We start from the raw sequence: 24,240 nt of genomic DNA, 5'->3' as shown, positions 1-24,240 counted from the left end.
CATGTCCGATTTCCGCTATGCAACGTCGTGGGCGGATGCGACGCTGGAGGGGTGACCACGACCGCCACCGCCGATCCGCTCGCCGACCCCGTCTTCGCCGAGCGGTACCGGGCGATGCTCGCGCGCGACGCCCGCTTCGACGGCCAGTTCATCACGGGCGTCCATTCGACGGGCATCTACTGCCGACCGAGCTGCCCGGCCGCGCCGCCGAAGCCGCGCAACGTCACCTTCTACCGCACCGCCGCGGCCGCGCACGAGGCGGGCCTCCGCGCCTGCAAGCGGTGCCTGCCCGACGCCGTGCCGGGCTCCCCCGAGTGGGACCTCGACGACGACCTCGCCGCACGCGCCATGCGACTCATCGCCGACGGCGTCGTCGAGCGCGAGGGCGTGCCCGGCCTCGCGGGGCGCCTCGGCTACACCCCCCGCCACCTCACGCGGGTGCTCACGGCCGAGCTCGGCGCCGGCCCGCTCGCCCTCGCCCGGGCCCACCGCGCGCAGACGGCGCGCGCGCTGCTCACCTCGACCTCGATGCGCGTCTCCGACGTCGCGTTCGCGGCCGGCTTCGGCAGCATCCGCCAGTTCAACGACACCGTGCGCGCCGTCTACGAACGCAGCCCGCTCGAGCTGCGCGCGACGGCGCGCGCCCGGCGCGGCGGTCGCATCGCGACGGCGACCGCAGCGACGCCTGCGGCGGCGGCGACCGCAGCGGCGACGAACGGCGCGGGCGAGGCGGATGGCCCGGAGCCCCGCCTCGGCGACGCCGGCGTCGTCCGGCTCCGCCTGCCCGCGCGAGCGCCGTTCGACTCGGGCGGCGTGTTCGCCTGGCTCGCCGCCCGGGCGCTGGAGGGCGTCGAGGTCGCCGGAGCCGACCGCTACGAGCGGACGCTCTCACTGCCGACCGGCCCGGCACTCGTGCGCCTGGCCGCGGTCGACGACGCCCCCGCGCTCGACGTGGAGGCGCACCTGGCGAGCCTCGCCGACCTCGCACCCCTCGTCGCCCGCGTCCGACGGCTGTTCGACCTCGACGCCGACGCCGAGGCGATCGACGCCGCGCTCGGAGCCGACCCGGTGCTCGCCCCCGCGATCGCCGCGGTCCCCGGGATCCGCATGCCGGGTTGCCTCGACCCCCACGAGCTGGTGGTGCGCGCGCTCGTCGGCCAGCAGGTCTCCGTCCCCGCGGCGCGCACCGCGCTGACGCGGCTCGCCGCCGACCTCGGCGAACCCATCGTGGTCGGCGAGCGCACGCGCACGCTGTTCCCGACCGCGGCGGCGATCGCCGAGCACGGCGCCGACGTCCTGCGGGGCCCCGCCGCCCGGATCCGCACGATCCTCGACGTGTGCGCCCGGCTCGCGTCCGGGGACCTCGTCGTCGCGCCGGAGCGCGAGCGCGGCGACCTTCGCGCCGAGCTGCTCGCCGTGCCCGGCATCGGGCCCTGGACGGCCGGCTACCTCGCCATGCGCGTGACGCGCGAACCCGACGAGCTGCTCGTCTCCGACCTCGCGCTCCGGAACGGCGCCGCGCGGCTCGGACTGCCCTCCGACCCGAACGCGCTCGCCGCACGCGGCGCGGCATGGGCGCCCTGGCGGAGCTACGCGTCCATGCACCTCTGGCGCGTCGCGGCATCCGCATTGTCGACGTGACGGAGCATCCCGCCCGGTTCGTTGTACGTTCTGCACAGCGCCCGCGCGAGGCCGGCCGATAGCCTAGACGGGTGAAGTTCGCGCACCTCCGAGTCGAAGGCCAGACGACCCCCCGACTCGCGGTGGTCCACGACGAGCGGGCGATCTTCCTCGACGAAGTGATGCCGAGCGCTCCGCGCGACCTGCAGGAGCTCATCGAGCAGGGCCCCGACGCCCTCGCCGACGTGCGCGCGGTCGTCGACGCAGCGCTCGCCTCGGGCGCACCGACCACGCCGGTCTCCGAGCTCCGCCACGACTCGGCCGTGCTGCGGCCGTCGCAGGTGCTCGCCATCGGGGCGAACTACGCCGCCCACGCCTCCGAGCTGAAGCTCCGCTCCGAGTCGGCCATGACCATCTTCTCGCTCTGGCCGAACTCGCTGGCCGCGCACGGCGCGACGACCACGTGGGCCGGCGACGTCGCCACGCAGGTCGACTACGAGGCCGAGCTCGGCGTCGTCATCGGCACGCCGGCGCGCGACGTCTCGCCGCAGGAGGCCCTCGACCACGTGTGGGGCTACACCGTCGTGAACGACATCACGGCGCGCGACATCCAGTTCAGCGAGGCGCAGTGGTCTCGCTGCAAGTCGTTCGACGGCTTCACGCCGACCGGACCCGTCGTCGTCACCGCCGACGAGATCCCCGATCCGCAGGACCTGTGGCTCACGACCAACCTCGACGGTCACATCCTCCAGGACGCCTCGACCAACGAGATGGTCCGCAGCGTCGCCGAGATCATCTCCTACCTCTCGAAGACCGCGACCGTGCCGGCCGGCACGCTCATCTCCACCGGCAGCCCCGGCGGCGCCGGGTACTCGCGCAACCCGCAGGTCTTCCTGCACGACGGCTCGACCGTGACGGTCACCATCGAGGGCATCGGCTCGCTCACCACGCACTGCCGCGTCATCTGAGGCGCCGGCGCGCGGCGCCGGACTCAGTCGCTCGGCTCGGCCTTCAGCTCGACCACGTTGATCGCCTGCGTGATCGGGTGCACGCCCGACAGTCGCGACGGCATGAGCTGCCGCGTCACGTCCTCGCGGGTCATCAGGCCGGCCTCGACGACGAGGTCGGCCACCGGTCGCCCGGTCGCGAGCGCGGCCTTGGCGAGCTTGGCGGCCTCGGCGTAGCCGATGAACGGGATGAGCGCGGTGATCACGCCGACGCTCGAGGCGACCTGCGCCTCGAGGTGCTCGGTGTTCGGCGTGATCCCGTCGACGCAGTTCACGCGGAGGGTCCAGCACGCCTGGCGCATCCACGTGATCGACTGCAGGAGGGAGTGCGCGATGACCGGCTCGAACGCGTTGAGCTGCAGCTGGCCGTTCTCGGCGGCCATCATGACCGTGACATCCGCGCCGGCGACCGCGTAGGCCACCTGGCTGACCGCCTCGGGGATCACCGGGTTCACCTTGCCCGGCATGATGCTCGAACCCGCCTGCTTCGGCGGCAGGTGGATCTCGCCGAGGCCCGCCTGCGGGCCCGAGGAGAGCAGTCGGAGGTCGTTGCAGATCTTCGAGAGCTTGATCGCGCTGCGCTTCAGCGCGCTCGAGAAGGTCATGAAGACGCCCGTGTCGCTCGTCGCCTCGACGAGGTCGGGCGCGGTCTCGAGACGCTGGCCGGTGATCTCGCTGAGGTGGCGCACGACCGCGGCCGCGTAGCCGGGGTCGGCCGTGATGCCCGTGCCGACGGCGGTGCCGCCGAGGTTCACCTCTGAGAGCAGCTTGATCGTCTCGCGGAGCCGGGCGATGTCCTCGCCGAGCGTCGTCGCGAAGCCGTGGAACTCCTGGCCGAGCGTCATCGGCACCGCGTCCTGCAGCTGCGTGCGGCCGACCTTCAGCACCTCGTGGAACTCGCGGCCCTTGCGGCCGAACGAGATGCGGAGCAGGTCGAGCTCGGTGAGCATCGTCGTGAGCGACGCGGTCATCGCGAGCTTCAGCGCGGTCGGGTACGTGTCGTTCGTCGACTGGCTGCGGTTGACGTCGTCGATGGGGTGGATGAGGTCGTAGCGCGCCTTCGGGTAGCCGGCGATCTCGAGCGCGACGTTCGCGATGACCTCGTTCGCGTTCATGTTCGTCGAGGTGCCCGCGCCGCCCTGGATGACGCCGACCACGAACTGGTCGTGGAACTCGCCGTCGATGATCCGCTGGCACGCCTCGTCGATCCACGCCTGCTTGCGCGGATCGAGCGCGCCGAGCTCCTTGTTCGCCCGGCACGCCGCCTGCTTCACCTGCGCGAGCGCGACGACGAGTTCGGGGTAGACCGAGATCGGTCGCTTGGAGATCGGGAAGTTCTGGAGCGCACGCATGGTGTGCACGCCCCAGTAGGCATCTGCGGGGACCTCGACCGAGCCGAGCGAGTCGGTCTCGGTCCGGGTCTCCGACGTGTTCGTGGGGATCACCTCGTCCTCCGATCGGACGCTCTCGACGGTGTTGGGATGCGGTCGGGTCATCGACACTTCGGCTCCATCGCCTCGGGGACACGCGCGGGATCGCCGCGCTCGGTACGTCCCCGAGCCTACTCGCGGGCTCGCGGCGATTCGTGCTGCAGCGTGTACGTTCCATGCGCGTCGGCTGTACACGGCGTCCGATTCGTGCGTCCGGCGGGTCAGCCCGGACCGGTCACCTCGAACAGCCGCCACTCGCCGGGGACGCCCTTCAGCACGTGGATGCCGCGGTCCTCGAACCCGATGCCCGACCCGACCACGAGATCCTTCACGGTGCCCGAGGCGAAGACGGTCCCGGCCGACGCATGCGACATGACGCGGGAGGCCAGGTGCACCGCGATCCCCGCGACGTCGTCGCCCTGGAACTCGACCTCGCCGCTGTGCACGCCGGCCCGGACCTCGAGGCCCAGCGTCCGCACCGCCGAGGCGATCTCCCACGCGCACCGCACGGCGCGCGCGGGCCCGTCGAACAGGGCGAGGAACCCGTCGCCGGTCGATGAGACGTCGGTGCCGCGGTAGCGCTCGATGCGCGAGCGGACGAGCTCGTCGTGCGCGAGCTTGAGGTCGAGCCAGCGCTGGTCGCCGAGGCGGGCCGCGAGGTCGGTCGACCCGACGATGTCGGTGAACAGCACGGTCGCGAGGACGCGGTCGTCGACGGACGCGGCGCGCTCGCCCGTCATGAACTCCTCGACCTCGTCGAGGAGCCGGTCGGACTCGACGAAGGGCGGATACCAGGCCGTGCCTGGCAGCTCGACGAGCCGAGCGCCCGGGATGTGCTCGGCCAGGTAGCGCCCCATCGGGATCCGGTAGTGGCGGTTCCGCGCCTTGTGCAGGACCAGCGTCGGCACCTGGATGCTCGGCAGCACCGACCGCACGTCGAGCTGGAGCACCCACTCGTACATCCGGGTCGCCGCGGCCGGGGATGCCGACAGGCGCATGTAGCGGCCCACCCAGCGCTGCAGCTGGAGGTCGTCGGCGACGTCAGGGGCGGTGAGCTGCAGGACGGCCCCCGTGCCCCAGTTGCGGCGCCACTCCCCGAGCAGCAGCTCCGCCGTCGGCTCGGGGATGCCGATCGGGTAGTCGGGTGCACGGAGCAGCCGCGCGAAGGTGTTCACGAGCACGAGGGCGTCGGTGCGCTGCGGATGGCTCGCCGCCAGCATCATCGCCATCGGGCCGCCCTCCGCGTCGCCGACGAGCGTCGCGGAGGCGGAGCCGGCGGCGTCGAGCACCGCGCGCGCGTCGTCCATCCAGTGCTCGAGCGTCGGCAGCGCACCCATGGCGACGGGATCCGACAGCCCGGCGCCGCGCTTGTCGAAGCAGATCACGCGGGCGAACCGGGCCAGCCGCTCGAGGTAGCGCACCATCGACGGGTGCTCCCACATCACCTCGATGTTGCTCGCCCAGTTGCCGATGAACAGCAGGTCCCGAGGGCCGGCGCCGAAGACCTGGTAGGCGACGGCGCCGTCCTCGGTCTCCGCGTAGCGGGGCTCCGGCGCACCGGACCCCCACGTCGAGATCCCCTGCCCGTGCTCACCGTCCATCCGCTCCCCCGCGCCTGTGCCCTCACGCGTCAGGGTAGACCCGGCGGCGGACCCGACGCAGGCCCGGACGCGGGCGAGGCCCCCGACCGGCAGGTCGGGGGCCTCGTGGGCTCGGTGGGTCAGACGAACGCGAGCGGCGCGAACGGCAGCAGCAGCAGGCCGAAGGCGAGGAACGCGAGCGTCGCGATGACGACGCCCGCGAGCATCACGCCGTTCAGCACGATGCCCCAGATCGCCATCGTGCGGGCCGACGGCTCGCGACGCAGCGCGAGGATGCCGAGCACGAGGCCGGCGACGGGCACCACGAAGGTGAAGCCGGCGACGAGCGAGACGATGCCGAGCACGAGGCTCGACACGGCGAACCCGCGCGTCTCGACGTCGGTCGCCGGTGCGGGGGTGACGGTGGTCATCAGTTGGATCTCCTGTCCATCGGGATGATCCGAGACTACGGACGGCGCGCGGCCGTCGACATGGGGCGAACCCCCGGATCGGCGGGGCGGTCACCGCCCGCCCGGAGGGCGGGCCGGCCCTCGGCGAGCCGCCCGGACCGGCTACGCGACGTGGTTCGCCTCGTCGACCACGGTCGCGAGATCGTCGCCGAACACGTAGGTGCGACGCACCGTCCCACCGGCCAGCACGCCGGGGAGCCACCTGCGCGCGTCGTCCCACATCTCGGCGAGCGGCACGTCCTCGAGCGCGAACCACTCGGGGTCGAGCTCGTCGGACGGCCCCGGAGACCCCGCGAACGTCCGCACCACGAACACGTTCGAGACCTGGCTCCAGGCCTCGCGATGCGGGAAGAGGTAGGTCAGCCGCCCGCGCGACTCGAGGTCGACGGCCGCGACCACGAGCCCCGACTCCTCCTCGACCTCGCGCACCGCGGCGTCGACGGCCGACTCCCCCGGTTCCAGCTTGCCGCCGAGGCCCACGTAGTTGCCGGCGCCGAGGCCGTGCTTCTTCCGGCCGAGGAGGACCTCGGTGCGCCCGCCGGACTCGCGGAGCACGTAGCAGACGCAGACCTCGGGAAGCGGCATCCGCTCAGCCGAAGAGGATCCGCGCCTCGTCGTACCGCGACTGGGGCACGACGTTCAGCCCGCCCGTCGCGTCCGCGATCGAGACGCGCGCGATGTCGGTGCCGCGGAGGGTGACCATGCTGCCCCACGCGCGGTCGAACGCGGCGTCGACCGCGGCCATGCCGAGGCGGGTCGCGAGCACCCGGTCGTACGCCGACGGCGCGCCGCCGCGCTGGATGTGCCCGAGGACCGTGTGCCGCGACTCGATGCCGGTCCGCTCCTCGATCAGGGGCGCGAGCTTCTCGGCGATGCCGCCGAGGCGCGGCCGGTTGAACGCGTCGAGGCCGAGGTGCGAGTGCGCCTCCTCCATCGTGTCGAGCTTGAAGCCCTCGGCGACGACGATGAGCGGCGCGCGACCGCGGTCCCGCACCGACTCCACGTATTCGCAGATCTCGTCGATGCCCATGGGCTGCTCGGGGATGAGGATCGCGTGCGCGCCGCCCGCCATGCCGGAGTGCAGCGCGATCCAGCCGACGTGACGGCCCATGACCTCGAGCACGATCGCCCGGTTGTGCGATTCGGCCGTGGTGCGCAGGCGGTCGATCGCCTCGGTCGCGATCTCGACGGCCGTGTCGAACCCGAACGAGTAGTCGGTCGCGGCGAGGTCGTTGTCGATCGTCTTCGGGACGCCGATCACGGGGATGCCGCCCTCGTCCCACAGCCGGCGGGCCGCCGTGAGCGTGCCCTCGCCGCCGATCGCGACGATCGCGTCGATGCCCTCCTCGTCGAGCATGCGGCGGATGTTCTCGGGGCCGCCCTGCTCGCCCTCGAACGGGTTCGTGCGGCTCGAGCCGAGGATGGTGCCGCCCTGCTTGGAGAGTCCGCGCACGTCGTGGCGCGTGATGGGCATGATGTCGCGCTCGACGACGCCGCGCCAGCCCCAGCGGAACCCGACGAACTCGGCGTCGTGCGAGATGACGCCCTTCAGCACCGCGCCGCGGATGACCGCGTTCAGTCCGGGGCAGTCGCCGCCGCTCGTCAGAATGCCGATCTTCATGCCTGGTGACTCCTCAAGAGGTGGACGTTCGCGGGGGTGCCGCTTCGTCGAGGCGCGAACGTGGGGAGTCTAGCGGGGCGCGCGGCATCCGGTCGCCTCCGCGACGCCGCCGTCGGGGCGGCGCGAGGCGACGACGGATGCCGCGCGCCGACGCTACAGGGCGCCGTCGAGCGCCTGCCGCAGCAGGTGCTGCAGCGCGTCCAGCTGGACGGAGTCGGCCGAGCCGGGCTCGACGTCGCTGCCGTCGAGCGCGCGGAGCGCGAGGCCCTGCTTCTGGTCGATGAGCTCGGCGATGCGTGCGTCGACCGTGTGCGCGGCGATGATGCGCCACGCCGTGACGGGCTCGTCCTGGCCGATGCGGTGCACGCGGTCGATCGCCTGCGTCTGCTCGGCCGCGGTCCAGCTGAGCTCGGCGAGCACCACGTTCGACGCGGACTGCAGGTTCACCCCGACGCCCGCGGCCGTGAGCGAGCACACCGCGATCGAGACGTCCGCCTCGGTGTTGAACGCGTCGATCGCCTGCTGGCGGGCGACCGCGGTCTGGTCGCCGCGGATCGACACCGTGCGGAGCTCGCGCGCCGCGAACGCGGCTTCGGCCTGGTCCATCACGTCGATGTGCTTGGCGAAGAACACGACCTTGCCCGCCGATCGGGCGAGCTGGGCGGCGTAGTCGGCCGCGAGGCCCGCCTTCGCCTGGCCGATGCGGCGCACCATGGTGAAGACGTTCTCGCCGGACTTCGACGACTTCGACTCCTCGAGCTCGGAGAGGGCGACCGCGCGGATGTACTGGTCGCGCTCGAGCTCGTCGAGGTCGCCGACGCGGAGCTTCCGCGACTCCACGAGCGCCCGGAACCGGTTCGCGAGCCGGTTGCCGAGCTCGCGCTCGGCGGCGCGGATCGAGCGGCCGAGCTCGTCGTCGAGCTCCACGTGGAGGTCGGCGATGCGCTTGTCGGGCAGGTCGGCGGCGACGTCGACCTTGCGGCGTCGCACGATGCCGAGGTCGATGACCGTGCGTCGCGCCTCGGCGTAGAACCCCGGCTCGGCCGGCGTCAGGCCCGTCTCCTCGAGCTTGCCCAGGAGCTCGGGCGACGGCCGGTCGCCGACGATCCAGCCGAGGAACTGCCAGATCGCGCGGAAGTCGTCGACGTCGTTGATGAGCGGCGTGCCCGTCAGGGCGAGCAGCAGCGGGTCGCCGCCCGGCGTGTTGGCCCTGATGCGCTCCGCGAGCGCGAGCACGTTCCGCGAGCGCTGCGACTGGAGGTTCTTGATGAAGTGCGCCTCGTCGACGACCATGCCGCGGAAGCCCATGGTCGACAGCCACGTCATGTGGCGGTCGAGGATGTCGTAGTTGACGACGACCACGTCGGCGAACGCGTCGACCGTGTCGCCGTCGCCGTGGATGACGGTCGCCCGGCGGTGCGGCGTCCACCGCTCGACCTCGCGCGCCCAGTTCATCTTGACGACGTTCGGCACGACCGCGAGCAGCGGGTAGGCGTCGGCGACGGATGCCGCGAGCACCGACTGCGCGGTCTTCCCGAGTCCCGGCTCGTCGGCGAGCAGGAACGTGCGGTGGCCCTCTCGCGCCGACTCGATGAAGCGCGCCTGGTGCGGCATGAGCTCCAGCCCGCGCGGTGCGAGCCGGTCGACCCGGGGCACCTCGGGGAGGTCCATCGACGCGGCCTGGCCTCCGGACCCCGACTCGAACGACTTGAACAGCGGTCCGAGCAGCTCCCAGTTCGCGAGCCGGCGGACGGGCACGACCTGGTGGTCGCCGCGGCTGAAGTCCGGCGCGAGGAACGGGTTCGCGAGCTGTCGGGACTTCACCGACGGCGGGACGACCTGGTTCACCGCGATCTCGGGAGCCGGTGCCGGTTCGCGGACGATGATCAGCTCGTCGTCGGTGAGTTCGGCGCCCGACTCGAGCAGCCAGTCGCGGCGGAACCGCTGCGCGACCGTCGAGATCGAGGCATCCGGCTCGAGCAGCGAGATGAGGCTCGTGTCGCGCGCCGCGGTCTTCGCGAGGATCTGGGCGATCCCGTCGAGTCGCTTGAGCAGCTCGGCGCGGGCGCCGTCGGCGAGGTCGCCGTCGGCCTTCACCCGGGCGCGCTCCTCGCGCATGAGCAGCGCGATGACCTGGAACTTGGTGCGGTTCGTGGGGCCCAGCTTGTTCTTCTGGGCCTTCTGCTCGACCTCGCGGACCTTGCGCGCGAGGATCGGGATGATGGGCGCGTCGTCGTCACGCGAGCGCGTGCGCTGTCGCTGCCTCGTCTGGGCCAATGGTCCTCCCCTGTCTGGGCCCGATGCGATCGGGCGCTCGGCACCACGGGCGAGTGGTCGGCACCGGGATGACGGGATCGGACGTCGAGGCCGTCGCGGTGCGCCGGATCCGGAGAGGCCGAGCATGGCGGAGCGAGTTCCCCCAGCCGTCGGTCCGTGGATGGATCCGTCGAGCGCCGCGGCCATTCTACGCGCCGTGGCGCGATCGGCGCGAATGCGAGCGATGGGGTGCGCCCGGCGTGCCGGGACCTCGGCCCTGTCGGAGGGCCGCGCGCTGGGGCTACGCTCGTGCCATGGACGAGTCGACGGGGGTCGGCGGAGGCATCGCCGACGATCACGAGTTCCAGGTCGCGCAGGACGGCGAGCTCCCGCCCGAGCCCGCACCCGACGAGGACGAGGACGAGCGTCCGACCGGCGAGGACTCCGACGACGACGTGGTCGGCATCGACGCCGAGCGCCGCGTGGTGCTGCCGGACGAGCGCGCTCCCGCCGCCGACGAGGTCTGAGCGGGCGGGGTCAGACGCCGCCGCCGCCCCCGCCGCCGCCGCCTCCACCGGACGACCCGCCGCCGCTCGAGCCGCCCGACGACGAGTTCGAGGAGGATCCCGACCAGTTCGTGCTGGACACGCTGCTGAAGGAACTCACGCTCGCGGCGAAGTACCCGGCGTGGAAGCCGCTCCGACCCGAGTACCAGTCGGGCTCGCGGCCCTGCTGGGCGTACAGCGCGGCGAGCACCTGGCTCCACTCGCGCTCCATCCCGAAGAGCACCGAGTACGGCAGGAGCCGCTCGTTCAGGCGCAGCACGGCCTCGGGGTCCGGGGTCCCGTCCGCCCGGATCGGCCGGCTCCCGATCGGCGCCGGCCGGCCGGTCGGGATCGTGCCGGGCGCAGGCGGCGGGATGTCGAGCGCCGGCATCGGCGTCCGCTCCGCTCCGGTCGGCGACTGGAGCACGCGGAGGCGATCTGCCTCGGCGAGCCGGATGTACTCCCGGAGGCCCTCGAGGTGGTCGCGCAGCGCGCGGCCGCGCTCCGTGAGCGGTCGTACGACGCCGACGAGGCCGAAGGTGACGAACACCGCGGCGCCGGCGACGAGCATCGTGAGCCACGGCCATCCGCCGCCCATGCGCTCGTCGAGGGCGATGAACCCGAAGATGGCGGCGAGCACCGCGGCCCCGATCGCGAGCAGCGACAGCAGCCCGCGCAGGCCGCGATCGGGCTTGCGCCGCAGTCCCTCCCGCTCGACCCGGGAGTGCACCGAGGTCCGCAGCCGGGCGAGCTTCGTGCCGAGCGCGGCATCCCGCGACCTCAGGTCGCGTCGCGACCCGATCGGCGCCATCGGCCCGAAGAGGGCCCGGAGGACGGCGGTCGCGTCGCGGTCGGCGCCCTCGATGGGCGCCGCGAGCTGGACCGAGTACTTGCGCGAGCCGGACTCGATGACCCGGACGCGGCGATCGACGGCCTCGGCGAGGAGCGTCGCCGTGATGCCCTTCGACGCCGCCTTGACGAGGTCGGCCGCCTCCATGAGCGTGAGCCGCTCGGGCGGCTCGTACTCGGCGATGATCAGGCCCCGGCCGGGGTGGTCGCGCCAGCGCGTGGCGCGCATGACGCCCGCGGTGATCGCGACCGCGACGGCCGCGAGCGCGCCCACGAGCGAGGTCATGGCCGCCGGAGACGACGTGAACCGCTCGTCGCGCGGCTCGAACGTGCCCGGCCGGAAGCCGAGCGCGACGGTCAGGTTCTGGTACGGGCCGAGCGCCTCGGCCCGCGCGAGCACCACGGGCTCGCCGTCGGGCTGCACCTCGAGGCTCGCGCACGGCGTGCCGGAGCCCTCGTAGCCGCTGTAGCACGCCACGTCGCCCGTGAACGCCTCGACCAGGTCGGGCTCCAGGCGCACCTCGGCCCGGACGACGCCGAACGGCTGGCGCCAGCCGGTGCCGTTGACGTCCCAGTAGAACTCCTGCAGGTCGAGGTCGTCGGGGTCGAACGTGACGTTGCGCTGGTCGTAGGTGATCACGTAGGTCTGCTCGCCGTGGACGAAGTCGTCGGCGGCGATCGTGACGAGCTCGAACTCCCCGTCCTCGCTCCGCTCGGTCTCGAAGGAACGCGACGCGCCGTCCTCGTCGAACACCGACCGGACGCGGACGTCGGTCGGATGCCCGTCGTAGTTGCGCGGGATGGCGCGACGGATGCCGCGGTTCTGGTCGATCTCGGGGAAGACGGCGACCAGCGTCTCGGTCGTCCGGAGCGTGGATCGGCCGCCGTCGTCGCGGCCGAGCTCGTACACGGCGTCGAAGCTCGCGAACACGAAGTCGTCGACGTCGGCGCGGATCGCAGCGACCGGTTCGGCGATCGACCGCATCGGCGAGTCCGCGACCGCGGCCGCGGACGCCGCAGGGCCGATTCCCAGCACGAGCGCCGCCAGTGCGCTCGCTGCGACGAGGAGCGGTCGCCGACCGGTCGGACGCGGGGTCGTCATGCGCACACGCTAGCGAACGGGGCGCCTCCGCGTCATCCGTCCCCGCACCCCGACGAGGTCGGCACGGCCCGGCCGCGACGCCGCCGGGCGGATACGGCGCAGGGTATGGCGGCCGGGCGTATCCTGACGGGGTGATCGAGGACATCAAGAAGCGGGCGCTGCACCGCACGAAGATCATCGAGGGCCAGCTCAGGGGCATCGAGAAGATGATCGAGAACGACGACTACTGCATCGACATCATCACGCTGTCGCTCGCGGTCCAGAAGTCCCTCGGGTCGCTCAACAAGCTCCTCGTCGAGAACCACCTGCGCACCCACGTCTCGCACATGTACGAGCAGGGCGGCGACCAGCGCGAGGAGGCCGTCGCCGAGCTGGTGCGCATCTTCGAGCTCTCGAACAACCGGGGCTGATCGCCCCGTGACGCGCATCGAGCTGGTCACGGGCGACCTCACGCTCGAGCGCGTCGACGCGATCGTGAACGCGGCCAACTCGTCGCTGCTCGGCGGCGGCGGGGTCGACGGCGCCATCCACCGGGCGGGCGGCCCGGAGATCCTCGCCGAGTGCCGGCGGCTGCGGGCGACGACGCTGCCCGACGGCCTGCCGACGGGCCGGGCGGTGGCGACGACCGGCGGGCGGCTCGCCGCCCGCTGGGTCGTGCACACCGTCGGGCCGGTGTGGCCGGGCGAGGGCCCCGAGGCGGTGCGCCGACGGGCGCTCCTCGAGGACGCGTACCGCAACTCGCTCGCGCTCGCGGCCGAGCTCGGCGCGGCATCCGTCGCCCTCCCCGCCGTGTCGGCGGGCGTCTACGGATGGCCGGCGCACGACGCGGCCGAGGTCGCCGTCGCCACCGCCACGGCCGCGGCCGCCGCGCCGGGCCTCGTGCGCTTCGTCCTGTTCTCCGAGCGCATGCACGCGACGTTCGCGGAGGCCGCAGCGCGCCTCGGCGCCGACGTGGTCGTGCTCCGCTGACGGCCGTCGGCGATGCGGACGCGGCGGGTCACGTGCCCGGCGCGGTCGAGGCGATCCACGCGTCGAGGTCGCTCGGCTGGTCGGTGATGATCCCGTCGACGCCGAGCGCGCTGACCTCCTGCCAGCGATCCTGGCTGTTGAGGGTGTAGCAGAGCACGGCGATGCCGGCCTCGTGCGCGGCGTCGATGGCCTCGGGCGCCGCGGTGACGGATGCCGCGGTCGTGCCGAACCCGATGAGGCCGAGCTGCTCGGCGAGGGGCACCGGGTCGGCCGGGAGTTCCCGGATCAGCATGATCCGCGGGGTGGTCGGCGAGACGCGCTGGATGGACTGCAGGGTCTCGATGCTGAAGCTCTGCAGGACGACCCGGCCGCGGAGCCCGTGCCGTTCGACGAGGTCGAGCACGGTCCGGACCTCGCCCGGGGTCCAGTCGGCCTTGAGTTCGACGAGCGCGCGCGCGTCCTCGCGCTCCGCGAGCGCCACCAGGAACGCCTCGAGGGTGGGGATGCGCTCGCCCGCCCACTCGGACGAGTACCAGGCGCCGGCGTCGATGCGCTCGAGCCGTTCCAGGTCGAGGTCCTCGACCCGGGCGTCGCGCCCGGCGATCCGCTCGAGGTCGGTGTCGTGGAAGAGCACCGGCACGCCGTCGCGGGTGAGTCGCACGTCGGTCTCGACGTAGGCGAGTCCGTCCATCGCGAGCTCCAGTGCGGGCATCGTGTTCTCGGGCGCCTGGGATCGGTCGCCGCGGTGGCCGATGATCGCGGCGGCGTCGCCGGGCTGGCGGAGCGCGCCGAACACGTCGATCGCGTAGACGTCCGCCGGCGTCGAGACGCCCCACAGCGCGGCGGCGATCGCGACCATGCCCGCCACCGCGAGCGGGACGCGGACGAGCGGGCGGGGCGGACGGGCGAGGGTGCGGGCATCGGGTCGAGCGGGGGTCGCGGTCGCTGGGTCGACCGCGTCTCGGGTGGGACGCACGGAGGGGGCCTTTCCACGACCCGCGCCTCCTTGCGCGGGACCGTGCAGGCCACCCTAGCAAAGGCCGTTACCGATTCGTTACTTTTCCGGCTCCGTCGCGTCACGGCCCAGGGGCCGCGATGCCGACGCGGGCGCGGCCTCCGCCTCCGCCGTGATGCGGTTCGCCATGCCCGCGAACACGATCCCGTGGAACGGGAAGACCGCCCACCAGTAGAGCCGCCCGGCGAGCCCCTTCGGGAAGTACACGGCGCGCTGGCGGTAGCGCGAGCCCGCGCCATCCGGTTCGGCCGACAGCTCGAGCCAGGCCCGCCCGGGCACGCGCATCTCGGCCCGGAGGCGCAGGAAGCGCGGACGCTCGATGCGCTCGACGCGCCAGAAGTCGACCGCGTCACCGGGGTGGAGCATGTCAGGGTCGCGCCGGCCGCGGCGGAGTCCGACGCCGCCGAAGAGCTTGTCGATCCAGCCCCGGACGGCCCACGCGAGCGGGAACGAGTACCAGCCGTTCTCGCCGCCGACGCCCTCGATGACCGCCCACAGCGCCTCGACGGGCGCGCTCGAGCGCCGCTCCCGATGGTCGGTGTACACGGTGTGCCCGGCCCAGTCCGGGTCGCTCGGCAGCGGATCGCTCGGCGCCCCCTCGACCTCGGCGTTGCGCCAGCTCGTCTCGACCTCGCCCGCCTGCTCGCGCTCGAGGGCGAGCCGGACCGCGCGACGGTAGGGCGTCAGTCCCTCGTCCGGCGGCGGGATGACCCGGTCGATGTCGTGCTCCCGCGTCACGCAGTCGAACTGGAGCGACTCGATGATCGGCACCGCGATCCTCCGCGGGATCGGCGTGACGAGGTTCACCCACTGCCCGGCCAGCCACGGCGTGAGGACCGGGAGCGCGGCGATCGGACGCTGGTGGAGTCCGGCCTCCACGGCGTAGCCGTTCATGAGCTGGCCGTAGCGGAACACGTCGGGCCCGCCGATGTCGAACGCGCGATTCACCTCGGGCGGGACCTCGGCCGCGCGGATCAGGTAGTGCAGCACGTCGCGCACGGCGATCGGCTGGATGAAGTTGCGCACCCAGCGGGGCGCGGGCATGTACGGCAGCACCTCGGTCAGGTGCCGGATCATCTCGAACGACGTCGAGCCCGACCCGATCACGACGCCCGCCTGGAGGACGATCGTCGGCACGCCGGACGCGAGCAGGATCTCGCCCACGCGCACGCGCGAACGGAGGTGCCGCGAGAGGCGGCCCGACGCCGGATGCAGCCCGCCCAGGTAGACGATCCGTCGCGCGCCGCCGCGCGCGGCGCCCTCGGCGACGTTGCGCGCGATCGAGAGCTCCAGGTCCTCGAAGTCCCCGCGTCCGCCCATCGAGTGCACGAGGTAGTACACGACCTCGACGTCGCGCATCGCGCGATCGACGGCCGCGGCATCCGTCAGGTCGCCGGGGACGACCTCGACGTCGCCGGCCCACGGCACGTCGCGGAGCCGCTCGGGCCTGCGCACGATGACGCGGACGTCGTGTCCCGCCTCGACGAGCCGCGGCACGAGGCGACCGCCGATGTAGCCGGTCGCCCCCGTCACCAGGACCCGCACGGCGGTCCTCCCCTCGCCAGGCGTCGCACGGCGTCAGCCGTGCTCGTTCCCCCGACGATAGTTCCCGCTCGCCCGGGCGAGGAGGTGCTGCGCCTGTGAATCGTCCGCACGTTGCAGCGCCGCCACGAGCTTCGCGGCCGAGCGCCCGCCCACGGTCATCACCGCACGGCCGCCGCGCAGCACGATCACCGCGCCGTGCCCGGTCACCCGGTAGTCGAACGGATCGGCGACCAGCCGGCCGCGTTCGTCGGAAGCCCCCTCGCGTCCGGACATGCGCGGCCGCCTACCGCAGGCTCTTCGTGTGCCAGACCGTCTTCGTCTCGGTGAACGCGGCGATCCGGTCGAGCGCGGGCGCCGCGGCATCCGGGCCCGGCTCGGGGCGCAGCACCCGCTTCAGCGTGTCGGCCGCCGCGATCTCGAGGTCGACCCAGTCGAGCTCGCCCGCGCCGACCAGGTCGAGCGCGTTGACGTCGGCGTGGCTCGCGAGCCACGGCGCGATCTCGGCGGGCGACCCCGTGAGCACGTTGACGACGCCCTTCGGCACGTCGCTCGTCGCGAGCACCTCGGCGAGGCTGATCGCCGAGAGCGGGAAGCGCTCGCTCGCGACCACGACCACCGCGTTGCCGGCCACGAGCGCCGGGGCCACCGCGGAGACGAACCCGACGAGCGAGGAGTCCTGCGGTGCGACGATGGCGACGACGCCGGTCGGCTCGGGCACGGAGATGTTGAAGTAGGGCCCCGCCACCGGATTCGCGTTGCCGGCGGCCTGGGCGAACTTGTCGGCCCAGCCGGCGTACCAGACCCAGCGGTCGACGGCCTCGTCGACCTGCGCGCCGGCCTGGGCGCGCGTCAGGCCCTCCGCCTCCTCGATCTCGGCGACGAACTGGGCGCGACGGCCCTCGAGGAGCTCGGCGATCCGGTACAGCACCTGCCCGCGGTTGTACGCGGTGGCGCCGGCCCACCCGGCGACCGCGCCGCGCGCGGCCACGACGGCGTCGCGGGCGTCCTTGCGCGACGCCTTCGCGGCGTTGGCGAGGAACCCGCCGTCGGCCGCGCGCACCTCGTAGGTGCGACCGGACTCGCTGCGCGGGAACGCGCCGCCGATGAACAGCTTGTAGGTCTTGGGCACGGCGAGGCGGCTCACTTCGCGGCTCCCTTCTTCGCGGGGCGGGCAGGTCGGCGCGTGCGGCGGGCCGGCTTCTCGTCGGCGGATGCCGCGGATGCCGCGGCCTCGACGGCGCGGGGCGTGCCGCGACCGGCCGAGGTGACCGACGCGGGCGAGAGGTACGCGCCGAGCCCGTGCCGGCCGCCCTCCCGGCCGTACCCGGACTCCTTGTAGCCGCCGAAGGGGCTCGACGGGTCGAAGCGGTTGAACGTGTTGGCCCAGACCACGCCGGCGCGCAGCTGGTCGGCGACCGCGAGGATGCGGCTGCCCTTGTCGGTCCAGATGCCCGCCGAGAGGCCGTACGGCGTGTTGTTCGCCTTCGCGATGGCCTCCTGCGGCGTGCGGAAGGTGAGCACCGAGAGCACCGGCCCGAAGATCTCCTCTCGCGCGATGCGGTTGGAGGTCTGCACGTTCGTGAAGATCGTCGGCGCGTACCAGAAGCCGTTCTCGGGGATCTCGCACGGCGCGCTCCAGCGGTCGGCGCCCTCGGCGACGCCAGCGTCGGAGAGCTCCCGGATGCGATCGAGCTGCTCGCGCGAGTTGATCGCGCCGATGTCGGTGTTCTTGTCGAGCGGGTCGCCGAGGCGGAGCGTCGAGAGGCGGGTCTTCAGCCGCTCGACGACCTCGTCGTGGATCGACTCCTGCACGAGCAGGCGGCTGCCCGCGCAGCACACGTGGCCCTGGTTGAAGAAGATGCCGTTGACGATGCCCTCGATCGCCTGGTCGATGGGCGCGTCGTCGAACACGATGTTCGCGGCCTTGCCGCCGAGCTCGAGCGTGACCTTCTTGTGCGTGCCCGCGACCTGCTTCGCGATCGCCCGGCCGACGGCGGTCGAGCCCGTGAAGGCGACCTTGTCGACGTCGTCGTGGCCGACGAGGGCCGCACCGGTGTCGCCCGCGCCCGTGATGATGTTCACCACGCCGGGCGGAAGGTCGGCCTGCTGCACGATCTCGGCGAACAGGAGCGCCGTGAGCGGGGTGGTCTCGGCCGGCTTCAGCACGACCGTGTTGCCCGCGGCGAGCGCGGGGGCGATCTTCCACGCGAGCATCAGCAGCGGGAAGTTCCACGGGATCACCTGCGCGGCGACGCCGAGCGCCTTCGGGTTCGCGCCGAGGCCGGCGTAGTCGAGCTTGTCGGCCCAGCCCGCGTAGTAGAAGAACCAGGCCGCGACGAGCGGCACGTCGACGTCGCGCGACTCCTTGATCGGCTTGCCGTTGTCGAGCGACTCGGCGACGGCGAGCTCGCGGGCGCGCTCCTGGATGAGGCGGGCGATGCGGAAGAGGTACTTGCCGCGGTCGCGGCCCGACATGCGCGACCAGACGCGGTCGTGGGCGCGCCGGGCGGCGGCGACGGCGTCGTCGACGTCGGCCTGGTTCGCGTTCGCGATCGTCGCGATCTTCTCCTCGCTGGCCGGCGAGATCGACTGGAACGGGGTGCCGCGGCCGTCGACGAACTCGCCGTCGATGAAGAGGCCGTAGCTGTCGCGGAGCGAGAGGATCGCCCGCGACTCGGGGGCGGGTGCGTATTCGAGAAAGCTCATGATGTGCGGTGCTCTCGTCCTAGTCGATCGTCACGTAGTCGGGGCCGGAGTAGTGGCCGGTCGCCATCTTCTGGCGCTGCAGCAGCACGTCGTTCAGCAGGCTGGAGGCGCCGAACCGGAACAGGTGCGGCTGGAGCCACTCCTCGCCGACGGTCTCGGCGACCGTCACGAGGTACTTGATGGCGTCCTTCGAGGCGCGGATGCCGCCCGCGGGCTTCACGCCGATGCGCTGACCGGTCATCAGGTGCCAGTCCCGCACGACCTCGAGCATGAGGAGCGTGACGGGCAGCGTCGCCGCGGGCTGGACCTTGCCGGTCGAGGTCTTGATGAAGTCGCCGCCGGCGAGGATCGAGAGCCAGGACGCCCGGCGGACGTTGTCGTAGGTGACGAGTTCGCCGGTCTCGAGGATCACCTTGAGGCTCGCGCTCGTGCCGTCGGGGCGACGGCACGCCTCCTTCACGGCGGCGATCTGGTCGAAGACCAGGCCGTAGCGGCCCGCGAGGAAGGCGCCGCGGTCGATGACCATGTCGATCTCGTCGGCGCCGTTCGCGACGGCCTCGGCGGTGTCGGCGAGCTTGATCTCGAGCGAGGAGCGACCGGAGGGGAACGCGGTCGCCACCGCGGCGACCGAGATGAGGCCGTCGTCGGGGTCGCCGTGCACCGGGCCCAGGGCGTCGACCGCGTACGGGACCATGTCGCCGTAGACGCAGACGGCCGCGACGCGGGGGGTCGTGGCATCCGCCGGGTCGGGGTTCATCGCCTTGGCGACGAGCGAGCGCACCTTGCCCGGAGTGTCGGCGCCCTCGAGGGTCGTGAGGTCGATGAGCGAGATGATGCGGTCGAGCGCCCACTTCTTGGAGGACGTCTTGATGGAGCGCGTGCCGAGGCCGGCTGCGCGCTGCTCGAGCCCGACGGCGTCGACGCCCGCGATGCCGTGGAGGTACCTGCGGAGCGTGGCGTCGTCGGGCTCGCCGCCGAGCACGGCGAGCGCGCGCTCGCGCGCGGTGACGAGGGAGGTGCCGGACATGGTGGGTGACCTGTCTTTCGTGGTTCGGCCGGATCAGCCGTCGAGGAGGTGGAGCGCCGTGGCCTCGTCGGTGACGAGGACGGAGCAGAGGCCGGATCGCACGACCGCGTCGGCGACGGCGTGCTTGCTGCGCCCCGCGATCACGGCGATCCGGAGACGTCCGTCGCGGACGTCGTCGAGCGTCAGGCCGACGGTCCGCGCATCGAGCGCGGGGTCGACGATGTTGCCCTCGGAGTCGATGTAGCGGCCGACGACATCGCCCACGGCGCCCTTCTGGACGAGCAGGTCGACGTCGGCCTCGGTGAGGTAGCCGCTCTCGATGTGGACCGAGGTGTGGTCGGCGGGACCCGCGCTGAACAGGTACGCGTCGGCGGACCTGGCCAGTTCGATCACGCCCGCGACGACGCGGTCGGACTCGATCGCCTCCTTCGTCGCGAGGTGCTCGAGGATCGCGGGACTGGGGAGCAGGGTGGCGCTGCCGCCGCCCTTCTGGGCGATGGCGACCGCGGTCGCCGCGGCGGTGCCGGCGCGGCGGTTGAGGCTCACGCCCCCGTTGATCTGGACGACGTTGACGCCGGTCGCCCAGCCGTTGCGGAGGTGCTGGGAGATCTCGAAGAGCGTGCGGCCCCAGCTCACGCCGAGCGTGCGGGGCACGGGCCGGAGCGCCGTGAGGTAGTCGGCCGCGGCCTGGGCGGTGCGAGCCTGCAGTTCGTCGGGCGAGGAGACGCCGGCCGACGAGACGACGATCGCGTCCTCGAGCCCGCGTTCCTCGCGCAGCCGCCGCTCGATGGGCAGTCGCCTGGCGCGCGGGTGCAGGATCTCGATGCGGATGAAGCCCTGCTGCTTGGCCTGCGCGAGCAGCCGCCCCACCTTCCATCGGGTGAGTCGCAGCGCCTGGCCGATCTCGTCCTGCGTCTTGTTCTCCTCGTAGTAGAGCTCGGCCGCGCGGATCGAGAGGAGTTCGTCGGTCTCGTCCATTCGTCTCCTTCCGCCTTCTCCAGCGTAGGCAGGCGATCGCGCATCGGCAACACTCGCGTGCAAGTCTGCTCATATGAGCAGGCGGCGGGCGGTTCCTGCGCCCGCACGCACGGTTCGGCCGACCCGTTCAGCGCGCGGGTTCGTCTTCGAGGAAGCCGGCGCGGGCGACGACCAGCCCGGCCACGAGCGCGGGAACCGACGTCGCGAGGAGCAGCACCATCGGCGGGGTCCACGACCCCGTCGCCTCGTGCAGGAGGCCGACGGCGATGGGCCCGAGCGCGACCACCACGTAGCCGACGGACTGCACGAAGCCGCTGAGCGCGACCGAGCCGGCATGCGTGCGCGTCCGCAGGTTGACCAGCACGAGCGAGAGCGGGAAGAGCAGCGGCCCGATGCCCGCCAGCGCGACCCAGAGCCACGTGGGGCCCCCGGGGGCGACGAGCAGGCCCGCCCAGCCGGCCGCGATCGTCGCACCCGCGACCGCGACCATCGCCCGCACCCTCCCGGGCCGCGTGGCGAGCGCCGGAACGACGAGCGAGACCGGCAGGCCCATCGCGGCGTAGAGCGCGAGCAGGACGCCGGCGGCGGCCGCACCGGTCCCCGCGGTGTCCGCGAGCATCGACGGCAGCCAGGCGAAGACGGCGTAGGCGTTGAAGCCCGCGACCGAGAAGACCGTGGCGAGCGCCCACGCCAGCGGCGACCGGAACGCGCGGCGGAGCAGCCCGGGCTCGGCCTCCTCGGGCAGGTCCTGCGGAACTGCGCGGCGCGGGTGGACGAGCAGCGCGACCCACGGGACGAGCGCTGCGAGCGCCACGGCCGCCCAGAGCTCGAGCGAGGCGCGCCACCCCGCCGCCTCGGACACCGGGACCGCGACGAGCGGCGGGACGAACGTGCTCACCGACAGCGCGGTGACGTAGAGCGCGGTCACGAGCCCGATGCGATCCGGGAAGTACCGCTTGACGAGCGGCGGCAGCAGGACGTTGCCGACCCCGACCGCGGCGAACGTCAGTGCGCTCGCGGCGAAGAGCCACCACGCCGAGCCCACGAGCCCGCGTGCGGCGCTGCCGACGACGAGCGCGACGAGCGCGCCGACCAGCACGGGCTCGAGGCCCGCACGACGCGTGAGCACGGGCGTCGCGATCCCGAACACCGCGTAGCAGAGCGGCGGGAGCATGCCCAGGATGCCGACGAGCGCCGTCGAGACCGGGATGTCGCGCCCGACGAGGTCGAGGATCGGCGAGAGCGATGCGACCGCGGTGCGCAGGTTGAACGCGACGAGGAGGATCCCGAGGAGCGCGAGGGTGCGACCGTGCCAGAGCGGCCTGGTCGACTCGGGACTCACCAGCCGAGTCTAGGCTGGTCGCGTGGCCGACCTCTCGCGCTATCTGCCGCTCAGCCGGCGCCCCGACGTCGACGAGTCCGGCGTGACCGCCGACCGGCGCGCCGAGACCGCCGAGGTGCTGCGAGCGCTCGCCACCTTGGTCCGCGCCGGCGGCGACGGGCTCTGGAGTGCATCGACCGAGCGTCCCGGCTGGCACGTCGCCGAGGTCGCCGCCGAGCTCGCGGACGGATTCGACCGGACCCGCACCCGCCGGGCGATCGACGCGGCCGGGCGACTCGTCAGGGGCGGCGAGGCGCGCCGACTCGACGAGCTCCCGCGGCTCGACGGCCCGTCGGCCGCCGCCGACGCGTTCGACGCCCGCGCCGCGCACATCCTCGGGCGGGAGCGCGCGACGGGGGTGGTCGAGCTCGACGACGTCGTGGTCGCCGCGCTCCTCATCGGCGGCGCCGCGGGCGCGGTCGTGCCGCTCTCCGCTCGGGCGTCCGGGGCCGTCGCGCTCCGCAGGGCCGCGGCCGCCCCGACCGAGATCCGCGCCGTGATCGCGGGACACACGCTCCGGGCGACGGATGCCGGGTGGGAGTTCGGCCACGGCAGTCCGCTGGTCGACACCGCGCACGGGCTGCTCCGGTTCCTGACCGGCATCGGCACCGTCGCCCCGCACCCCCCGTCGGACGACGACGGGACACCGGCGCCGAGGTCCTGACCGTCCGCCTGCGCCCGCCCGCGGACGCCGTCGGCCTCAGCCGATGAGCTCGCGCGCCCGGTCCACGTCGCGCCCCATCTGCACGATCAGCGCGTCGATGCCGTCGAACTTCTCCATGCCGCGGATGCGATGGGCGAACTCGACGCCGACCACGTGGTCGTACAGGTCGAGGTCGCGGTCGAGCACGTACGCCTCGACCTGCTTCTTCGGCACGCCCTCGAAGGTCGGGTTGTCGCCGACCGAGATGGCGGCCGGGTAGCGGACCCCGCCGTCGATCAGCCAGCCCGCGTAGACGCCGTCGCCGGGGATGAACCCCTCGGAGTCGAGCGCGAGGTTCGCCGTCGGGTACCCGAGCTCGCGACCGCGCTTGAAGCCGTGCACGACGATGCCGCTGACCGTCGGCACGTGGCCGAGCAGCTCGGCGGCGTGCTCCACGTCGCCCGCCTCGAGGAGTTCGCGGATCCACGTCGACGACACTCGTCGGCCGCCCTCGGGCACGACGTCCTCGACGACCACGACCTCGAACCCGTGCTCCGCGCCCTGCCGGCGGAGCATCGCGACATCGCCCTCGTTGCCGGCGCCGTACCGGAAGTCGTGCCCGACGAGCAGCACCCTCGCGTCGAGCGCCTCGACGAGGAAGCGGCGCACGAACGCGTCGGCCGAGTTGGCCGCGAGCGCGCCGTCGTAGTGCAGCAGCACCGTCGCGTCGAGGCCGGTGGTCGCGAGCAGCTCGAGCTTCTGGCGCGTGCTCACGAGCTGCGGCGGGCACCGGTCGGGCGCGTGGAAGGCGGCCGGGTGGCGATCGAACGTGATCGCGACGGCCTCGAGGTGCCGCGACTCCGCGATCTCGCGCAGCTTCGCGATCACGGCGCGATGCCCCTGGTGGACGCCGTCGAACTTGCCGATCGTCACGGCGGACGGGCCGTAGTGGGCGGGGACGGACTCGATCCCCGCGAACGTCCTCACGCGCGCCCCTCGGCGTCGACGGACGTGCGCGCGGCCGCGCCGCGGGCGTCGGCCGCGGCATCCTGCACCGGATGGCGCGCGAGCCACCACATGCCGAGCGGCGGCAGCACGAGCGGGACGAACAGGTACCCGCGACCGAACCACGACCACACGGTGTCGTGCGGGAAGAGGTCGGGGCGCAGCACGCTGAGCAGGCCCACCACGATCACGCCCGTGAACTCGAAGACGATCGTCGCCCACGCGATGCGGTACCAGGCCCGCCCGGGCATCACGAGCGCGACCGTCGCGAGGACGTAGACGACCGCGGCGACCGCGGAGAGCGAGTACGCGAGCGGCGCCTCGTCGAACCTCTCGACGATCTGGACCAGCGAACGCCCCGTCGCCGCGAGCGCGAGCACGCCGTAGACGGCGACGAGCACGCGGCCGATGCCGCTGAGCCGCCCGCGGCGACGAGCGCCGGCAGGGGCGGTGGATGTCTCGTTCATGTCGTTCGATTCTCCCAGACCGAG

Annotated in this window: 23 protein-coding genes; 6 read left to right on the top strand and 17 right to left on the bottom strand. The window is 73.1% G+C overall.

Translation table 11 applies throughout. The features are described from left to right. The first annotated feature begins 51 nt into the window (after window positions 1–51). Together GLX25_RS05425 and GLX25_RS05420 are read left to right on the top strand one after the other, a co-directional pair. Window positions 52–1,641, top strand: coding sequence for an AlkA N-terminal domain-containing protein (locus GLX25_RS05425; protein WP_271192592.1), 1,590 nt, complete (start codon window positions 52–54; stop codon window positions 1,639–1,641). 71 nt (window positions 1,642–1,712) lie between these two features. Continuing rightward, window positions 1,713–2,588, top strand: a complete 876-nt coding sequence (locus tag GLX25_RS05420) for a fumarylacetoacetate hydrolase family protein (RefSeq protein ID WP_271192593.1) — start codon at window positions 1,713–1,715, stop codon at window positions 2,586–2,588. A gap of 23 nt (window positions 2,589–2,611) precedes the next feature. Here the strand turns inward: GLX25_RS05420 and GLX25_RS05415 are convergent, their stop codons facing one another. From GLX25_RS05415 to GLX25_RS05390, 6 genes are all read right to left on the bottom strand, one after another. Next, window positions 2,612–4,123 (bottom strand): aspartate ammonia-lyase, encoded by a 1,512-nt coding sequence (locus GLX25_RS05415; protein WP_155841375.1) that lies wholly within the window; start codon window positions 4,121–4,123, stop codon window positions 2,612–2,614. Between the two features lie 155 nt (window positions 4,124–4,278). Then, window positions 4,279–5,658 (bottom strand): adenylate/guanylate cyclase domain-containing protein, encoded by a 1,380-nt coding sequence (locus tag GLX25_RS05410; RefSeq protein WP_155841287.1) that lies wholly within the window; start codon window positions 5,656–5,658, stop codon window positions 4,279–4,281. Between the two features lie 119 nt (window positions 5,659–5,777). Next, complete coding sequence (locus GLX25_RS05405) at window positions 5,778–6,068, bottom strand: hypothetical protein (protein WP_155841286.1); 291 nt, start codon at window positions 6,066–6,068, stop codon at window positions 5,778–5,780. 141 nt (window positions 6,069–6,209) lie between these two features. Next, the gene (locus tag GLX25_RS05400) at window positions 6,210–6,692 is read right to left on the bottom strand and encodes an 8-oxo-dGTP diphosphatase (RefSeq protein ID WP_155841285.1); all 483 of its coding nucleotides are present in this window, start codon (window positions 6,690–6,692) and stop codon (window positions 6,210–6,212) included. A gap of 4 nt (window positions 6,693–6,696) precedes the next feature. Next, complete coding sequence (locus tag GLX25_RS05395) at window positions 6,697–7,728, bottom strand: 6-phosphofructokinase (protein WP_155841284.1); 1,032 nt, start codon at window positions 7,726–7,728, stop codon at window positions 6,697–6,699. 153 nt (window positions 7,729–7,881) lie between these two features. Further along, entirely contained in the window at window positions 7,882–10,005 is a 2,124-nt protein-coding gene (locus tag GLX25_RS05390; RefSeq protein ID WP_240898167.1) for a DEAD/DEAH box helicase, read from the bottom strand. A gap of 293 nt (window positions 10,006–10,298) precedes the next feature. On the opposite strand from GLX25_RS05390, the gene GLX25_RS05385 reads away from it, so the two are divergent. Then, a complete protein-coding gene (locus tag GLX25_RS05385; protein ID WP_155841282.1) occupies window positions 10,299–10,511 on the top strand; it encodes a hypothetical protein in 213 nt (70 codons plus the stop codon). A gap of 10 nt (window positions 10,512–10,521) precedes the next feature. Here GLX25_RS05385 and GLX25_RS05380 read toward each other — a convergent pair whose 3' ends face one another. Then, entirely contained in the window at window positions 10,522–12,480 is a 1,959-nt protein-coding gene (locus GLX25_RS05380) for a DUF2207 family protein (RefSeq protein ID WP_155841281.1), read from the bottom strand. Between the two features lie 131 nt (window positions 12,481–12,611). Between GLX25_RS05380 and GLX25_RS05375 the strand changes: the two genes are divergently transcribed. After that, window positions 12,612–12,890, top strand: a complete 279-nt coding sequence (locus GLX25_RS05375) for a metal-sensitive transcriptional regulator (protein ID WP_129236061.1) — start codon at window positions 12,612–12,614, stop codon at window positions 12,888–12,890. Between the two features lie 7 nt (window positions 12,891–12,897). Continuing rightward, window positions 12,898–13,449, top strand: a complete 552-nt coding sequence (locus GLX25_RS05370) for an O-acetyl-ADP-ribose deacetylase (RefSeq protein WP_166548475.1) — start codon at window positions 12,898–12,900, stop codon at window positions 13,447–13,449. A gap of 28 nt (window positions 13,450–13,477) precedes the next feature. On the opposite strand, the gene GLX25_RS05365 is transcribed toward GLX25_RS05370, so the two are convergent. The 8 genes from GLX25_RS05365 to GLX25_RS05330 form a co-directional block, all read right to left on the bottom strand. Then, window positions 13,478–14,425 (bottom strand): glycerophosphodiester phosphodiesterase, encoded by a 948-nt coding sequence (locus tag GLX25_RS05365; RefSeq protein WP_155841280.1) that lies wholly within the window; start codon window positions 14,423–14,425, stop codon window positions 13,478–13,480. 78 nt (window positions 14,426–14,503) lie between these two features. Next, window positions 14,504–16,009, bottom strand: a complete 1,506-nt coding sequence (locus GLX25_RS05360) for an SDR family oxidoreductase (RefSeq protein ID WP_166548474.1) — start codon at window positions 16,007–16,009, stop codon at window positions 14,504–14,506. Window positions 16,010–16,042: 33 nt separating this feature from the next. After that, window positions 16,043–16,282: a hypothetical protein gene (locus GLX25_RS05355; protein WP_155841279.1), complete on the bottom strand. Its 240-nt coding sequence runs from the start codon at window positions 16,280–16,282 to the stop codon at window positions 16,043–16,045. 10 nt (window positions 16,283–16,292) lie between these two features. Then, window positions 16,293–17,153 carry an aldehyde dehydrogenase family protein gene (locus tag GLX25_RS05350; RefSeq protein WP_166548473.1) on the bottom strand — a complete coding sequence of 287 codons (861 nt, stop codon included), beginning with the start codon at window positions 17,151–17,153 and terminating at the stop codon, window positions 16,293–16,295. Further along, window positions 17,150–18,715, bottom strand: coding sequence for an aldehyde dehydrogenase family protein (locus GLX25_RS05345; protein ID WP_155841278.1), 1,566 nt, complete (start codon window positions 18,713–18,715; stop codon window positions 17,150–17,152). The genes GLX25_RS05350 and GLX25_RS05345 overlap by 4 nt, the downstream gene beginning before the upstream one ends. A gap of 19 nt (window positions 18,716–18,734) precedes the next feature. Beyond that, window positions 18,735–19,742 carry a deoxyribose-phosphate aldolase gene (gene deoC / locus GLX25_RS05340; RefSeq protein ID WP_155841277.1) on the bottom strand — a complete coding sequence of 336 codons (1,008 nt, stop codon included), beginning with the start codon at window positions 19,740–19,742 and terminating at the stop codon, window positions 18,735–18,737. A 33-nt stretch (window positions 19,743–19,775) separates the two neighbouring features. Continuing rightward, window positions 19,776–20,720, bottom strand: coding sequence for a sugar-binding transcriptional regulator (locus tag GLX25_RS05335; RefSeq protein ID WP_155841276.1), 945 nt, complete (start codon window positions 20,718–20,720; stop codon window positions 19,776–19,778). A gap of 127 nt (window positions 20,721–20,847) precedes the next feature. Further along, window positions 20,848–22,062, bottom strand: a complete 1,215-nt coding sequence (locus GLX25_RS05330; RefSeq protein WP_166548472.1) for an MFS transporter — start codon at window positions 22,060–22,062, stop codon at window positions 20,848–20,850. Between the two features lie 22 nt (window positions 22,063–22,084). On the opposite strand from GLX25_RS05330, the gene GLX25_RS05325 reads away from it, so the two are divergent. Continuing rightward, on the top strand, window positions 22,085–22,765 hold the full coding sequence (locus GLX25_RS05325; protein ID WP_155841274.1) for a hypothetical protein: 681 nt from the start codon (window positions 22,085–22,087) through the stop codon (window positions 22,763–22,765). 36 nt (window positions 22,766–22,801) lie between these two features. Here the strand turns inward: GLX25_RS05325 and GLX25_RS05320 are convergent, their stop codons facing one another. Both GLX25_RS05320 and GLX25_RS18780 read right to left on the bottom strand, forming a co-directional pair. Next, on the bottom strand, window positions 22,802–23,731 hold the full coding sequence (locus GLX25_RS05320) for a bifunctional riboflavin kinase/FAD synthetase (protein WP_166548471.1): 930 nt from the start codon (window positions 23,729–23,731) through the stop codon (window positions 22,802–22,804). After that, window positions 23,728–24,216 carry a hypothetical protein gene (locus tag GLX25_RS18780; RefSeq protein ID WP_166548470.1) on the bottom strand — a complete coding sequence of 163 codons (489 nt, stop codon included), beginning with the start codon at window positions 24,214–24,216 and terminating at the stop codon, window positions 23,728–23,730. The genes GLX25_RS05320 and GLX25_RS18780 overlap by 4 nt, the downstream gene beginning before the upstream one ends. Window positions 24,217–24,240 lie beyond the last annotated feature (24 nt).

This window comes from Agromyces luteolus (assembly GCF_009729855.1).
GTDB classification, from domain to species: domain Bacteria; phylum Actinomycetota; class Actinomycetes; order Actinomycetales; family Microbacteriaceae; genus Agromyces; species Agromyces luteolus.
Note: the sequence above shows the minus strand (reverse complement) of the source record. Positions and strands in the feature narration are given on the sequence as shown.